This window comes from Oceanobacillus phoenicis (genome assembly GCF_047238145.1).
GTDB lineage: Bacteria > Bacillota > Bacilli > Bacillales > Amphibacillaceae > Oceanobacillus.
The window spans coordinates 1629171-1644887 of the sequence record NZ_JBDFME010000001.1 but is presented as its reverse complement, the minus strand read 5'-3'; the positions used below and the strand labels follow the sequence as shown (position 1 = coordinate 1644887).

The following is a 15717-nucleotide window of genomic DNA, read 5'->3' as shown; positions in this document are numbered from 1 at the left end:
ACACCCCTACCCTTTGTTCCGTTCTTTTGCTGTAATTAGCTCTCCATAACATCAGCTTCAATTAATTGATGGATATATTGCTTTGAATTTGCCTGAACGAGTTTAGGTAAAATCGTCTCAGATGAAGCAATTTTCATTAGTTGCATTAAAGCATGTATATGTTGTTGTTTATCAACAGCTGCAATCATTACCATTAATTTGATTTGATGTCCTTCTTCCCCATATGTCACACCATTTTTAATCCGTAGTAAGCTCATCCCCACTTTATTAACTCCGTCCTCAGGTGCAGCATGGGGAATTGCTACGTGTGGTCCGATGGCAATATAGGAATCCTCTTGAGAGTGTCTGATCGCAGCATCTACGTAATGTTGCTCAATATGCCCTGATTTCAGTAGTGGTTCAGCACAAAGTCGAATCGCATCTTCGAAAGACGTAACTGACTCTCTGAGCGTAATATATTCTGGGTGAAGAAATTCATGTAAATCCAATTCCATGGAAATATTTAACTGTCTTGTAATTGCTGCATTTTCATCTCGATGGATATATGCATATAGTTCTTTTCTTAGTTGCTTTTCATCATTTACATCTGCATACTGTCCGATTGTTTTTAAGATGTCATCCACATTAATTTCGTTTGGAATATAATCGTATACTTCTAACATGACCTGCTTGCGCAATCGATGTTTATCTTCTGAAAACAGCATTGTTTTTGAAATAAACAAATTCTTTTCCGTCTCTAAAGCGATTGGTGAAAAAACAAGATCATACTCTAGGCCATAGTTTAAAAATTCTCGTACTGATAATGAATCCAAGAATACAAATTCAGGGAAAAGTTCTTTTAATTGATGGAACATTAACCTTGATACAGAAACTCCTTGTGGACATACGACAATCGCCTTTACTTTCTCTGTCATACTTTCCCCTTGCATATGCATCCAACCGCTGACAAGCATGACAATGTAGGTAATTTCATTTTCAGGAATCTTACTTTCCATTACTTCACTAATTGGATCAAGAGCCCGTTTAATTAAATGTCGAATTTGTTCAAATTCCTCATTGTACGTGCTTTCAAATACAATTGCATCGGTTAACTTATACTTAATCCGATAGTAAGCCGGAGTTAGATGCTGCAATAGTTTATCAATTAGCTGCTCACGATCCTGAAAGATAATACAAGCATTTTTCTCAAATAATCGAACCATTTTATCGATCGCTGGTACTAAGTCTGGAATGGAATCTTCTATTAAAAGTTGATTACGATGCACACTTCCAGTTAATAAATTTAATGTAATAAATAGCTTCTCTGGAACTGGAAGACTCTTATCATATAAAATCTCTTCCGTTGCTTGGTATTCCTTTGTATTCGATAACTCATCATAACGAATGGATAATGGCTGAATCTGAAATCCTTTTTGAATCCGTCGCAATATTAAAGAAAAAATGGTTGGCATCGTCATCAATTTTTCATCTGTAAATTCGATATTGAGCTTATTCTCTACTCGTTCTAGGCGGCGGTGAAATTGCTGGAGTAAACTACCCTCGAGTTGCAGTACTTCATGTAATTTTTCCTTTTCATCGGAATGAAGAATAATGCCATTCGCTAACCAAATCATTACTTTTCTAGCTTGGAATTCATCACCTTCAATTTGATACCCATTTCTACGTGAATATTGAATAGTCAATTGATAGGAATCTAATTGCTTCTGGGCTTGTTTCATATCATTTAAAACCGTATTTTTACTAACGAATAACTCCGACGTAAAATGTGCCAATGATAATGGCTCTTTACCACCAAGAATCATCATTAGTAAAAACTTAACTCGATCCACTTCGGATAAAATCATTTCACTGTTTGATCCAGATGATACTTTTGATGTCACCGTAGCCGTTAGAATGGACTGATCAATAATAAATTGACCTTTGCGCGTCCGCTCAATCTCTGGTAACTGACTTTCCGTTAACCAATTATTTATTTTTTTAAAGGTGTAGCCTAACTGCCGACGAGAAAGATTGTACTTTTCTGCTAATTTCGAGCTCGTGATACTTGTATCTTTAATTAATTCATTAAAAATCTGCTCTTCTCTTTCTCCCAACACGGTTGTTGACCTCCTTTGACATTTATCATAACAGTTGATTTTTCAATAATGTATACGTTTTCATCACAAATTTAAGAATCATCTTTGTACAATATTGTGATGATTAAAAATAGATTACAACATTATTGTTCCTAATAACACTAAAAATGTCGTTTTTTCTCGAATTTTCTTTGTTATGGAAAGTCATTAATATGTGGGGAATATTTTTGAAAAGGTGATGATACTAGTGAATATAAATTGAATTTAGCTGATTCAATTTTAAAATTAAGTCATTGCAGACGGACGCTTTTTAGCAGACACGTCTCAACTAACTAGGAAAAGAAACCCACTTTTCCTAGTGATATTCAGCTCTAGTGAACTTCCTGCAGGAGTCGATGTCTTCCATTACAATCAAAATCAAGTTTTTCTCTAACCCGAACATTTTTAAAAATGAATTTTAGCAATTATAAAGTGACTCAGCGAATAACCTCATAAAAAAAGAACTGTCGCTTGTGACAGTTCTTTCTGATTTCTTTATAATCAATATTATTTTTGCATCGCTAAAGAAATGGCACCTTTCACTCCTTGATTATCGTTAAGTGCTGGTGCAACAATCAGCTGATTGATATCTTTCACTTCTATATAATCATTTAATAGATTCATAAATTGTTCACGTATCATTTGATATAATTTTTCTTGTTTCATTACTCCCCCGCCTATAATAATTTTCTCTGGGGATAGCATCACAAAATAATTCATGATTGCTTGTGCGAGATAATATGCTTCTAGTTCCCAAACGTCATCTTGATCAGCTAAATCCACACCTTTTTTCCCGTAACGTGCTTCAATAGCTGGTCCAGCTGCTAGCCCTTCTAAGCAGGTCTTATGGCTAGGACAAGCTCCATCAAAAGAGTCTTCAGGATGTTTTTGAATTAAAATATGCCCCATTTCTGAATGATCGTACCCTTGAAAAATGTTACCGTTTTGTACAAAACCTGCTCCAATTCCAGTTCCAACAGTAATATAAAGACAACTCTCAGCATCTTTGGCAACCCCATAAGTATACTCTCCAAGCGAAGCAACATTCACATCTGTATCGATATATACAGGAATTTCTAGACGACTTTTTAAATCTTGCAATAATGGAAAATCACGCCACGCCATTTTAGGAGTATTCCCGATTGTGCCATAATATTTACTCACTGCCCGCAGATTAATAGGACCAAACGCCCCAACACCGAGACGTTCTATTTTATATTCTCGAAAGAACGCTTCTACTTGATTTAGTGTTTCACCTGGAGTAGTGGTAGGAAAAGAAATACGTTCTAAAATTTCACCATCTTGACTGCCTATAGCACAAACAAATTTTGTACCACCTGCTTCAATAGCTCCAATTCGCATGGCAATTTTTCCTCCTCAACTAGTTAATCACTTGTAAAATCTCATTCTCTCCAGCTATTACTTTCGTTACTTCTATACTTTTAACTTCCCGGACATCATCAGTATTGGAAATAATGATAGGGGTAATGCTGCTAGGAGCTTTTTCTTCAATCGTTGCAATATCAAAACTCATTAATTTATCGCCGACCTTTACTTTATCTCCATCCTTAACATGAGCAGTAAAACCTTCTCCGTCTAAATTAACAGTATCTAGTCCAATATGAATTAAAATTTCCGCATCATTTTCCGCTAGTATACCGATTGCATGTTTAGTTGGAAAAACTTGTATAATTTCACCGTCAACTGGAGAAACAACTTCCCCTTCCGAAGGCATCACTGCAACACCTTCACCCATCATCTTTTGAGAAAATACAGGGTCAGGAACATCTTCTAATGGTATAATTTCACCTGTGATTGGTGCAACTATCGTAATTTTTTTTGGTTCTTTCTCTTTTGATTTAAATAAGTTCTTAAACATCTTCCAAATCCCCTTCTGATTGTTAATATCATAGATGAACATTTACATTTGCTTTTCTATCTAATTCGATGCATATACATAAAAGCAGTAGTTATCATAATAATCATCTAATTCTTAAAATAACAACTATATTATACTAGCTTTATCATTTTCCCAACAACTTTAACTATCCTTCATTGACGGACTGAGATTTGTTTGTAACGAACAAAGAGACACGTCCCTTTCATACTATTCTATTCTTATTGGCTCCGGCTTTCGCTTGTTAAATGTATAAATGTAGGAAAATCCAGCTTCTTTTGCCATTTCAATTGCATCATTAAAATAATTTCCTACTGTCTCAACTCGATGTGAATCCGACCCAATCGTTAATATTTCCCCACCCAATTGTTTGTATATCTTCAATAACTCTAGCCGCGGAAAAGCTTCTCCAACTGTCTGACTTGCAAATCCAGATGTATTTATCTCCAGTCCGATACCTCGTTCCACCGCTTGATGAAGTACATGCCGGATGATCTCTTCCATACCTTTTAATTTATAATTTCCGATTTTTGTTATGGCATAACGCTTTAATAAATCAAAGTGTGCTAAAACATCTATGTCTGCATTCATTACTAGTTTTAATAATTCTTCAAAATACCCTAAATAAGCTGTTTCATTTTCTTTATCAGATAAATAATTTCTTAGTTTTTCTTCATTTATATTATGTACAGACCCTAATATAAAATCAAATTCAATCCCTTTTAACGATTGCTCATACTGATCCATCATTAAGTGAGGTTCACACAGTTCTATCCCCATCTTAATTTTGAGCTTATCTTGCCAATTTGATTTTGCATGTTGAATATCTGAGATATATTTTTTAAAATCCATATGACCATAAGTTGGTGCTTTCGGATTCACTGAAAAATGCTCTGTAAAGCAAATTTCGCTAATACCTTTCTCGACTGCCTTTGCACATACTTCATCCATAACTGCTTCTGAATCAAAAGAATTATTTGTATGATGATGATAATCAATCCAGTACATCCAATACCTCCTTCATAATCTTCTTCTTTATAGACTACCTTATTTTCTAAAAAAGTTACATGAATCATTTTTTTAGGAACTGTTACGTTGATGATTATATTGTAATGGAAGACGGCGACTCCTGCAGGCTCATGAATACGCGGTTGGGACTTAACGATAAGTGTTGCTTAAAAGACATAAGCGTATGAAATATACGGAGAATCTTATGGCAGCAAGGCCTATGCGAGCCCCGGAATGCGGAGCATCCGGAGCACCACAACACTTATCCATTAGGATTACACATATAATACAAGCTCTGTATTTATTTCATCCACTCATTATCTCTTCCAAATGTAGTAAAATTGAAGGATACAATTTTTTCCGTTACATAACGGAAAAAGAATCGATATATTTGTAACCGTTTTCTTATTACAATAGAACTATAGATAGACAAACACAAGGAGGAAATCAACGATGAAACATATTCTATTAGCTTGTTCTTCTGGCATGTCAACAAGTTTACTCGTATCAAAGATGGAAGAAGCAGCTGCCAAACAAGGATTAGAAGTAAAAATCTGGGCCGTTGCTCAAGACAAAGCTTTTTCCGAATTAGAAAATGCAGACGTTCTTTTAATTGGTCCTCAGATGCGTTTTCTTAAAAAGAAATTCGAAAAAGCTGGTGCAGAAGCCCAAGTACCAATCGATGTTATTGATCCGGTAGCTTACGGACGAGTTGATGGAGAAGCTGTATTAAACAAAGCAATATCATTAATGTCATAGTTTACAACTAGAATTGCTCCTCAAAGAACAACATTGACAAAAAGGGGGAATTACAATTGGAAAACAATAAGTTTATGCAAATGTTAGAGAATTTTTTACTTCCGATTGCAGATAAATTAAATAACAACCGTTATTTATCTGCTTTACGAGACGGATTTATGGTAGCATTACCTCTCATTATCTTTGGATCTATATTTGTCGTAATTGCAAACTTACCATTCCTAGACAAACTATTAGGTGAAAGCGCATTTGCTACTTATCAAGATGCACTTGGACCTGCTTCTGCTTCCACATTAAGTATTATGGGATTATTTGTTATTATAGGGATAGGTTATAAATTAACAGAACATTATGAAGGAGAAGCGATCTACGGCGGTGTGGTAGCAATTGCTGCATTTATTATCCTAACACCGCAAGTATTGGAAGGAGTTGCTGGAGTTATCCCTTCCGCGGCTCTCGGAGCACAAGGAATGTTCTTAGGTATTTTTACAGCTTTTATATCTGCAGAATTATATCGGTACTTTGTAAAAAAAGATTGGATGATCAAAATGCCTGCAGGAGTTCCATCAGCTGTAGCAAAATCATTCAGTGCACTCATTCCAATTGCATTGACTCTTACCATATTTCTTGCAATTCGAATAGCAGTAAGTTTTACACCTTTTGATACGGTTCAAAATTTCATCTATACCATTATTCAAGAACCATTAACACAATTAGGTAGTGGACTCCCTGCAACCATTGTAGCAGTGTTACTCATTCAACTTTTCTGGTTCTTTGGACTGCATGGTCAGATCATCGTCAACTCTGTATTTGACCCAATTTGGTATACCTTAAATGAACAAAATCTATCAGCTTTCCAAAGTGGAATAGAACTACCAAATATTATTACTAAACAATTTATTGATTCATTCTTAGTTGGTATGGGTGGATCAGGAATGACACTTGCAGTAGTAATCTTAATCATATTAATTGGACGTAGTCGACAATTAAAAGAACTCGGTAAACTAGGTGGACCTCCAGGAATATTTAATGTAAACGAACCGATTATCTTTGGATTACCAATTATTATGAATCCATTGGTACTTATACCATGGCTGATTGCTCCTGTAGTAGTAACAGTAATTACCTATATTTCTATGTCGATAGGAATTGTTCCTAAACCTGCTGGAATCATTGTTCCTTGGACGACACCACCATTATTAAGTGGATTTTTAGCAACTGGAAATGCATGGCAAGGGGCTGTATTACAAGCCGTAAACTTATTAATTGTAATGGGAATATGGTGGCCATTCTTAAAAATCTTGGATAAAAACTACTACGAAAATGAAAAATCTAGCGATAGCAATTCTGATTCAGTGAAAAAAACTTCATAAATCAGGATGTCTAGCTAACACAGAGGTGATGTACATGAATCAGACACAATTAACGGAAACCGCATTTCAAATCATCCTTTATGCAGGGAATGGAAAATCAAGTGCGATGGAAGCAATCCAAGCTGCGAAGGAAGGAAATTTCACAGAAGCAGATACCCTTATCCAAACTGCAAGTGAAGAATTAACAAATGCGCACAACTTTCAAACGAAACTATTACATGATGAAGCAAATGGAGATAAAAAGGACATCAATCTTATCCTTATTCATTCACAGGATCATTTAATGAATGCGATGACCATTAAAGATTTAGCTATCGAAATTATTGATATTTATCGAAATAAGTAGTGGAGGTTTTACTATGACGGAGCAAAACTATCAATTTCCTGATGGATTCTGGTGGGGGAGTGCAACTTCGGCAACACAGATCGAAGGCGCTGCAGATCAATATGGAAAAGGACAAAACATATGGGATCATTGGTATAATGTACAACCAGAGCGATTTTACAATCAAGTTGGGCCAGAACATACTTCTGACTTTTACCATCGCTACAAAGAAGACATTGCCTTAATGAAAGAATTTGGACATAACTCGTTTCGTCTATCTATTTCTTGGTCGCGATTAATCCCAGATGGGATTGGAGATGTAAATGAAGAAGCTGTTTCCTTCTATAACAATGTTATTGATGAATTAGTTGCCAATGATATTGAACCTTTTGTTAATCTATTTCACTTTGATATGCCTCTACCAATGCAAGAAATTGGTGGATGGGAAAACCGTGAAGTTATTCAAATGTATCAACAATATGCAAAGAAAGCCTTTGAACTATTTGGCGATCGTGTAAAAAAATGGTTTACCTTTAACGAACCAATTGTACCAGTCGAAGGTGGATATTTGTATAATTTTCATTATCCAAATGTAGTGGATGCAAAAAGAGCAATTCAAGTTGCCTATCATACTATTATTGCTCATGCGACTGCGGTCGAAACGTTTAGAGAATTGAATATTACTAATGGAAAAATTGGTATTATCCTGAACCTCACACCTTCTTATCCAAGAAGTGAACACAAAGCTGATCAAAAAGCAGCGCATATCGCGGATTTATTCTTTAATCGCAGCTTTTTAGATCCTGCTGTACTTGGGGAGTATCCAGAAGATTTAATTGACCTTTTAAAAGAACACGATCATCTTCCACAAACAGAGAATGGAGATGCAGCACTAATCAAAGAAAACACCATAGATATTCTAGGTGTGAATTACTACCAACCTAGAAGAGTAAAGGCGAAAGAGTACTTGCCGAATCCGTATAGTCCTTTTATGCCTGACTGGTTCTTTGATTCATATGAAATGCCTGGAAGACGTATGAATGAATATCGTGGATGGGAAATCTACGAAAAAGGAATCTATGATATTATGATCAATCTAAAAGAAAATTATCATAATATCGAATCATTTATTTCAGAGAATGGTATGGGAGTTCAAGGTGAAGAACGATTTATCGAAAACGGACAAATTCAAGATGATTACCGCATCACCTTTATACAAGATCATTTGAAATGGCTACACCGAGCAATTAATGAAGGCTGTAATGCCAAAGGCTATCACCTTTGGACAACAATGGATAACTGGTCGTGGTCTAATGCTTATAAAAATCGCTACGGATTCTTCTCTGTAAATATTGATACAATGGAAAGAACTCCGAAGAAGAGTGCCTACTGGTTTAAACAAATAAGTGAACAAAATGGATTCCATGCATAAAGAATAACAGTGGCTGAGGAGTTGTTTCTTTTATGAAAGCAACTCCTCTCTACGTTTAAGGATGTGTGTAATTTGGATGCAAGATTACGAGTGATGTTAAAGGAATTGATCCAAGCAAAAGCACCTTTAACAAGTACATTTATTGCAAATATTAATAAAGTCACCTCACGAACAACGAGAGACGACATTAAAAAGTTAAATCAACAACTCTTGTCTCATGGTGCAATCATTCATTCTATCAAGGGAAAGGGATATCAACTTGCCATTCAAAACGAAGACTTATTCCGTCAATTTTTAACCTTAGAATTAAACGAAGAATCCAATCACGAAAAGCAGATACCACATACTCCTGAACAACGAGTTAAATATACAATACGACGATTATTATCTACAATGGATTATATAAAACTAGATACACTAGCAGACGAAATGTACATTAGTAAATCTACCATTCAAAATGACATGAAACTAGTTCGAGAGCAGTTATCCCAATTCCAATTAGATATACATGTGAAACCCAGTTATGGTATAAAAATTATTGGCGAAGAAATGAAAATACGCTTTTGTATGGCAGAGTATCTGGTGGAGCGTCAAGATGATGTGCAAGCTAATGTAAATGCAAGTTATGAATTTGTTACTTTACCAAAACAACAGATGAAAACCATCAAAGATATCATTATTCATCAATTGGAATCTCATCGAATGACATTATCAGATATTGCCATTCACAATTTATTTATTCATATTGCTATTGCGGTCTTACGAATTAAGGATGGATATCCAATTAATACAAACTTATTGAAAGACATGCAAGATATGAAAAATACAAAAGCATACCATGTTGCAGAAGCAATTGTTAAAGATACGGAAAAACAATTACAATTATCTTTTCCAAATACAGAGACATCTTATGTTGCTTTACATCTCTTTGGCACAAAAATGGTTGCTACAAATAATATGAAGAACAATGATATAGAATCAATATTGGATCCAGCCATTTATAAGCTCGTTATTCATTCCTTAGATAAAATTGAAGAAGAAATGCATCTTAACATTCGCTATGATACAGAATTAATGATTAGTCTTGGATTACATTTAAAACCTGCCATGAATCGATACAAGTATGGGATGAACATCCGAAATCCTATGCTTGCTCATATTAAGAAAAACTATCAATTAGCTTTTCAAGCAGCTGTCTATGCAGGTATTATCATAGAACAAGAGACCGGAATTGCTATAGATGAAAATGAAATCGGTTACCTTGCACTTCATGTTGGTGCAGCAATGGAAAGAAACAAATTAAAACAAGGGCCAAAACGATGTCTTGTAGTCTGTGCTTCTGGGATGGGCACTGCGCAGTTAATCTATTACAAATTAAAATCAAAATTTGAAGGAAAAATGGAAGTTGTAGGCACTACTGAATACTACCGATTACGTGATTATCCATTAGACAATATCGATTTAATTATTACATCCATACCAATTCAAGAGAATTTAGGAGTCCCAATTATTGAAGTGAATGCAATCATTGAAGAAGAAGATTTACAACATATCCAGTCCTTTATTTCCGGGAGACAGAATAATTTACTATCGAAGTATTTACACAGTGCTAACTTGTATTTAAACCTCTCTCTGAAATCAAAAGAGGATGTACTAAAATATATGGTGGAGCAATTAACAAGTAAAAACTTAATTAAAAATACTTTTCTAGAGTCAGTATATGATAGAGAGAAAATTGCACCAACTGCTTTTGGTAATTTAGTGGCTATTCCTCATCCGTTAACACCACAATCGAATCAGACGTTTATTTCTATCGCAACTTTAAAAGAACCGATAGTCTGGGCTGATAAAACAGTGCAATTCGTATGTTTACTAAGTGTAAAACGAAACAGTGAGGAAGACTTGCAATCTTTATATGAAACACTCGGAAAAATTATTGATCATCCATCAATTGTACAAAAGCTCGTCCAAGCAAAAGATAGTAATACATTTATGGAAATTGTAGAGAAAGTCTAAAATCAATCAAATTTAAGTGAATGAATTTCATATTGGATAAGTTATAAGATAAATACAGAATACAGGCAGTTTATCCCCAACTTATCCTCTTTCTTTGGCTAAACCTCATTGTCTTATAGTGAGGGATTACTGCCTGTTACATGTGAGATAAAAAGAAAGATCCATACGCATTCTAAAAAAAATGAGTGAGCCTAACCTTAGGCGGTGTAAGACCTACTCTAAAGAACTCTTCTATTGTATTTCTTCTCCTCGTTAGAGTCGACCAATATTTATTAAACTACGTATTATGCATTGCACCTATTTAATTATATCTACAGTATCTAACTCTTCTCACTATATTTAAGTCATCCTATTTGATTAGTTGATGGATGTGATACGATAAATTCAACATTTCCTTCTAGTTCGTATTTCTGCAAACCACTCGGAAGGATAAAGTTTGCTCCTTTTACAAGGGTAAACTCTTTCTCTCCAACTGTAATTGTTCCTTCACCTTCTATTACACTAATTTGCAAAAAGTCTTTGTCTAGTAGTTTCGTTACATGTCCTTGTAAATCCCATCGATAAACCGAGAAATATTCGGAGACAATTAGTTTCTCTATCCTTAAATCTTCCTGTACTTCTTCTGTCGGATTAATTGTATTGTCCACGTGTGGAACAGTAGTCACTTCCTTCGCCTTTTGCAAATGAAGTTCTCGTTTATTCCCATTTGAATCGACTCGATCATAATCATACACTCGATATGTAATATCAGAGCTTTGCTGGGTTTCAAGAATTACGATTCCTTTTCCAATTGCATGAATGGTACCACTAGGAACATGAACGAAATCTCCTTTTGTAACGGGAACACGTTTTAATAATTCATCCCACTCACCTTGATCAATCATCTGGTGTAATTCTTCTTTTGTCTCTGCATGATGACCTAAAATAAGTTCCGCTCCAGGATCTGCATCCAACACATACCAGCATTCTGTTTTTCCATATGCTTCATGTTCTACTTCTCGAGCATATGTATCGTCAGGATGTACTTGAACAGATAAGTCATCGTTCGCATCCAATATTTTAATAAGTAAAGGATACGCTTCGTCCGAATCAGGTAATTTATTAAATAATTCCCCATAATTTTCCCAAGCATCTAGTAATGTTTTCCCTTGTAAGGGTCCATTTAAGATTTTACTCGGCCCATGTGTATGTGCTGAAATTGCCCATGCCTCGCCAGTTTTTTCATAAGAGCTATCGTACCCAAATAATTTATGTAGCTTTTGTCCTCCCCATATTCTTTCTTGCATCACTGGTTGTAAAAATATTGGTTCTTGATACATTGGTTTGTCTCCTCTATGTCAATGGATTAACTATTTATAATGATACGTTATCTAAACAATTATTAAAAGAATAATTCGTTACTACCCATCCTACCACCTCTTCCAAATTCGTCTGTAATCAACACGACCATTCTGATCAAGTTGTAATGACCCATAATGATGATCACTTGGTTCATAAATAGAATGCGTTCGATGGCTTAAAAAGTATATATAGTGTTTGGAAATCAATTGTTCTTCTAATTTAAAATATATATTCCATCGTTTTGAATCTTCCTTTTCTTGTTTCATTCTATTCAATTGGTGAATTAGTTCAGTTCTCATCTCTGATTCATGAATGCATTCACTTATTGATATCGTACTTCCATATAAATTACTAACCAACGAAAGTAATCTGTCCTCCCCAAGCATTACACCGCCAACAAATAAATCATAATGCTTTATATCCTTATAATAATTTTCTACTGGGAGCATCTCAATAATGGATTGTATACCTAAATCTTCAAGTTGTTTCTGTAGGATTTCTGCAACTGGGCGATGGTGGGCATCTTCACGTATTTGCTGTGCTGCAATACGAATAGGGCGATGAATTTTTCTATGAATAATGCTTTGTAAATTGCCTTTTGGCTCTTCACATGATGAACCCCCTTGTTGCACTTCTGAGTTCGAGCGTGACTGTTCAGATAAAAAACTGTGTGCCGGTATTTTTCTTGATTGATGCTTTTGAAATTTATATCGGTGAATACAGTAACGAATCATTTTTCGAGTATCTATATCCTGGCATATTTCTGTATTATCATTAAATAGAATAAATTCAGCTCCCTCCTCAATCACATCGAGTTTATGCCATGATTGATCAGGTGATTCAAGCAAAAACGGCGAGTCGAGATCTGATTGATATAGTTTAGGTGTTTGTATAATATCCACACGATCAATCCATGATCGTTTTCCAAAATAATCATTAAACGCCTCTAAACGAATTTTATCATTATTATGAACTGTTAATTGGTAAGGACCACTTCCAACAGGAAACTTTTGAAATTGTTGTTCACCTACCTCCTTTAACACATCCATTGGAATAATTGAAGCGCTCATTTTTGCTAAGTATCTAGGAAATATCCAATTTATTTTATTTAATTGAAAATGTACGGTCGTTATAGAAGGAGTAGTTATCCATTCAATTTCATGTTTAAATAACTGTAACTTTCTTAATCGATTAAAACTTTGTTTAACATCATCACTTGTTAATCGTTTCCCATGGTGAAAATGAATTCCTTTATGTAAATAGAAATACCAATTAATCCCGTCTTCACTCTCCCAATTATGTGCAAGACTTGGTACCAATTCATCGGATTCTCTATCATACTCCACTAGGCGATTAAATATCTGTTGAATCATATGAGAATCGTGACGAGACTTTGCATACATCGGGTCCATAATGAGTCCAACATTATAAAATGGATATCGAAATACATCCAATTCCCTGTCTGACTCCATTTGAATATGATTAAATTGTTTTAAAAACCAATCTTTAAATTGTTGTTGTACCCATACGGAGGCAGACTCCATTAGTTGAAATGCATCATGATAATTTTCCTGTTGAACAGATTGTTTTGCTCTAATAAATAGGAAATCGTCTTTTGATACATTCATACGTATTCTAGGATGCTTTCCCCTCCCTCTTTCTGCATGCCAATTCAATAATTGCTGTTGATCACCATAATGCAAAACTGTTTTTACATGTTTCGGTGTACAGTGCAATAACTTCGAAACTTCTTGTATGGAAGTTTCTATATCTAATCCTTTAGGGTAATAACTCGTTAGCTTTTCCATATGTTCCATATATCTCATTATGAATCCCCCTTCACAACTTTATCTTAAAAGGTGAACTTCGAAATATCTAGATGATCACTTTTTATTCACTTTTTTTGAATATATACTAAATTTAATGAAAAATCTATAAAGTCATACCTCATTCATGGGAGATTTCGTTTTTCTACACTGAATGTTAGTGCCACAAAAGACATGACCTAAAATCCCTTGAACAGATTCGGACATTACGGGGAGCTAATCCTTCACTTATCTACTTTCGTTAGGACTTTTCATCTTAAAGCGTGGAGTATTATTTCCCGTTACTTGTAGGATCTAGAAAGGAGACAAATATGAAATCTACTCTCTATAAAAAAGCAACGAATATAAATAAATCCCCCGGACTATGGGGAAACAGAAATTTCTTATTACTTTGGGGTGGATCGATTATCTCTGGGTTTGGTTTACAAATTTATACGATTGCCATCCCTTTATTAATCTACGATATGACACAATCTGCCTTGGCAATGAGTATGATGCGCGCTGTTGATTTTCTTCCCAATATTTTTATTGGTATTATCGCTGGAGTGCTCGTGGATCGATTTAATCGCAAACGAATGATGCAATGGATGAGTATTACACAAATTATCTCCCTAACTTTCATTGTTTTTTTACTCTACGTACATACCCTAGAGCTATGGCATTTATATTTATTTGGATTTATTTTATCTAGTGCTGGCTATACGTTCGGAAATGCACAGCATTCTGTTATTCCACAAATAGTTACTAAAGAACAATTGACAGATGCCAATGCAAAAATACAATTTATTAACACACTTATCTCTATGGTTGGACCAGGACTAGCAGGAACATTACTACTTTATATGGATTATTCTTCCACACTTTTTATTTTCCTTATTTGTTTGTTCTTACTATTTTTATGTGTACAGTTTCTCAAATTCCCAACCGCTACTCTTCCAAGGGAAGCACAAGGCACTTTTAAAGAAGATATAAAAGAAGGCATTAATGTTTTGTTTGCTAATAAATACTTACTAACGCCTACTATCGTTGTTATTTTTATAAATTTTGCATCTAGTCTTGTTATTGGAGTTTTAATCTTTTATGTAACTGATCAATTAGGAGCAACTTCCGATGAAATTGGGTGGATGTTTACGATATCTGCTATCGGTGGACTGTGTGGAGCAAGTGTTGCTAAGTACTTGCGTAATTATTTCGGAAGAGGTCAGATTTATACTTATAGCCTCCTTATTAATACGCTTGGTATGGTCATATTAATATTTGCAAACACTTGGTGGATGATCGGCATCTCGCTTGCAATTCGAACTTTTGCTACGATTACGTTAAACATCGTTTACTTTACGGTAAGACAAGAATTTACTCCCAATCATTTATTAGGAAGAGTAGCGGGAACTTCGTCTATGCTTATGAAACTCGCCCTCCCTGCTGGATTAATTATCTCAGGATTATGGGCCGAATGGTTTTCGATTAAGTTTCTATTTATTTTCTCAACCGTTATTTTATTCTTCCTATTTATTATATTGCTGCGACATCCTTTTCGAAAATTACAGTAAAAAATGAGTTCCATTCAACAACGCCCGAGCGTTTATTAAGATTCTAGCTTTAAAAAATGTAGGAATAGTGGTTATA

12 protein-coding genes are annotated in these 15717 nt (G+C 34.9%); 6 read left to right on the top strand and 6 right to left on the bottom strand.

The window, feature by feature from the left end; all coding sequences use genetic code 11:
* Positions 1-35: 35 nt before the first annotated feature.
* The 4 genes from ABC346_RS08250 to ABC346_RS08235 form a co-directional block, all read right to left on the bottom strand.
* Positions 36-2096, bottom strand: a complete 2061-nt coding sequence (locus ABC346_RS08250) for a BglG family transcription antiterminator (RefSeq protein WP_413234402.1) — start codon at positions 2094-2096, stop codon at positions 36-38.
* 525 nt (positions 2097-2621) lie between these two features.
* Positions 2622-3476, bottom strand: coding sequence for an ROK family protein (locus ABC346_RS08245; RefSeq protein WP_413234401.1), 855 nt, complete (start codon positions 3474-3476; stop codon positions 2622-2624).
* 19 nt (positions 3477-3495) lie between these two features.
* Positions 3496-3993, bottom strand: coding sequence for a PTS sugar transporter subunit IIA (locus ABC346_RS08240; RefSeq protein ID WP_413234400.1), 498 nt, complete (start codon positions 3991-3993; stop codon positions 3496-3498).
* 228 nt (positions 3994-4221) lie between these two features.
* Positions 4222-5019 (bottom strand): histidinol-phosphatase HisJ family protein, encoded by a 798-nt coding sequence (locus ABC346_RS08235; RefSeq protein WP_413234399.1) that lies wholly within the window; start codon positions 5017-5019, stop codon positions 4222-4224.
* 453 nt (positions 5020-5472) lie between these two features.
* Between ABC346_RS08235 and ABC346_RS08230 the strand changes: the two genes are divergently transcribed.
* From ABC346_RS08230 to ABC346_RS08210, 5 genes are all read left to right on the top strand, one after another.
* A complete protein-coding gene (locus tag ABC346_RS08230; RefSeq protein WP_413234398.1) occupies positions 5473-5778 on the top strand; it encodes a PTS sugar transporter subunit IIB in 306 nt (101 codons plus the stop codon).
* A 56-nt stretch (positions 5779-5834) separates the two neighbouring features.
* The gene (gene celB, locus ABC346_RS08225) at positions 5835-7151 is read left to right on the top strand and encodes a PTS cellobiose transporter subunit IIC (RefSeq protein WP_413234397.1); all 1317 of its coding nucleotides are present in this window, start codon (positions 5835-5837) and stop codon (positions 7149-7151) included.
* A gap of 34 nt (positions 7152-7185) precedes the next feature.
* Positions 7186-7497: a PTS sugar transporter subunit IIA gene (locus ABC346_RS08220; protein WP_413234396.1), complete on the top strand. Its 312-nt coding sequence runs from the start codon at positions 7186-7188 to the stop codon at positions 7495-7497.
* A gap of 13 nt (positions 7498-7510) precedes the next feature.
* Entirely contained in the window at positions 7511-8908 is a 1398-nt protein-coding gene (locus tag ABC346_RS08215; RefSeq protein WP_413234395.1) for a glycoside hydrolase family 1 protein, read from the top strand.
* Positions 8909-8980: 72 nt separating this feature from the next.
* Complete coding sequence (locus tag ABC346_RS08210) at positions 8981-10924, top strand: BglG family transcription antiterminator (RefSeq protein WP_413234394.1); 1944 nt, start codon at positions 8981-8983, stop codon at positions 10922-10924.
* Between the two features lie 344 nt (positions 10925-11268).
* Here ABC346_RS08210 and manA read toward each other — a convergent pair whose 3' ends face one another.
* Together manA and ABC346_RS08200 are read right to left on the bottom strand one after the other, a co-directional pair.
* Positions 11269-12243, bottom strand: a complete 975-nt coding sequence (gene manA / locus ABC346_RS08205) for a mannose-6-phosphate isomerase, class I (protein WP_413234393.1) — start codon at positions 12241-12243, stop codon at positions 11269-11271.
* A 90-nt stretch (positions 12244-12333) separates the two neighbouring features.
* A complete protein-coding gene (locus tag ABC346_RS08200) occupies positions 12334-14091 on the bottom strand; it encodes an ABC transporter substrate-binding protein (RefSeq protein WP_413234392.1) in 1758 nt (585 codons plus the stop codon).
* A gap of 311 nt (positions 14092-14402) precedes the next feature.
* On the opposite strand from ABC346_RS08200, the gene ABC346_RS08195 reads away from it, so the two are divergent.
* The gene (locus tag ABC346_RS08195) at positions 14403-15641 is read left to right on the top strand and encodes an MFS transporter (RefSeq protein ID WP_413234391.1); all 1239 of its coding nucleotides are present in this window, start codon (positions 14403-14405) and stop codon (positions 15639-15641) included.
* The last annotated feature ends 76 nt before the right edge of the window (positions 15642-15717 follow it).

Coding starts and splice junctions, on each gene's coding strand:
- ABC346_RS08245 (WP_413234401.1), bottom strand. CDS start 3,476: ATGCGAATTGGAGCTATTGAAGCAGGTGGTACAAAATTTGTTTGTGCT.
- ABC346_RS08230 (WP_413234398.1), top strand. CDS start 5,473: ATGAAACATATTCTATTAGCTTGTTCTTCTGGCATGTCAACAAGTTTA.
- ABC346_RS08200 (WP_413234392.1), bottom strand. CDS start 14,091: ATGAGATATATGGAACATATGGAAAAGCTAACGAGTTATTACCCTAAA.
- manA (WP_413234393.1), bottom strand. CDS start 12,243: ATGTATCAAGAACCAATATTTTTACAACCAGTGATGCAAGAAAGAATA.
- ABC346_RS08215 (WP_413234395.1), top strand. CDS start 7,511: ATGACGGAGCAAAACTATCAATTTCCTGATGGATTCTGGTGGGGGAGT.
- ABC346_RS08240 (WP_413234400.1), bottom strand. CDS start 3,993: ATGTTTAAGAACTTATTTAAATCAAAAGAGAAAGAACCAAAAAAAATT.
- ABC346_RS08220 (WP_413234396.1), top strand. CDS start 7,186: ATGAATCAGACACAATTAACGGAAACCGCATTTCAAATCATCCTTTAT.
- ABC346_RS08195 (WP_413234391.1), top strand. CDS start 14,403: ATGAAATCTACTCTCTATAAAAAAGCAACGAATATAAATAAATCCCCC.
- ABC346_RS08235 (WP_413234399.1), bottom strand. CDS start 5,019: ATGTACTGGATTGATTATCATCATCATACAAATAATTCTTTTGATTCA.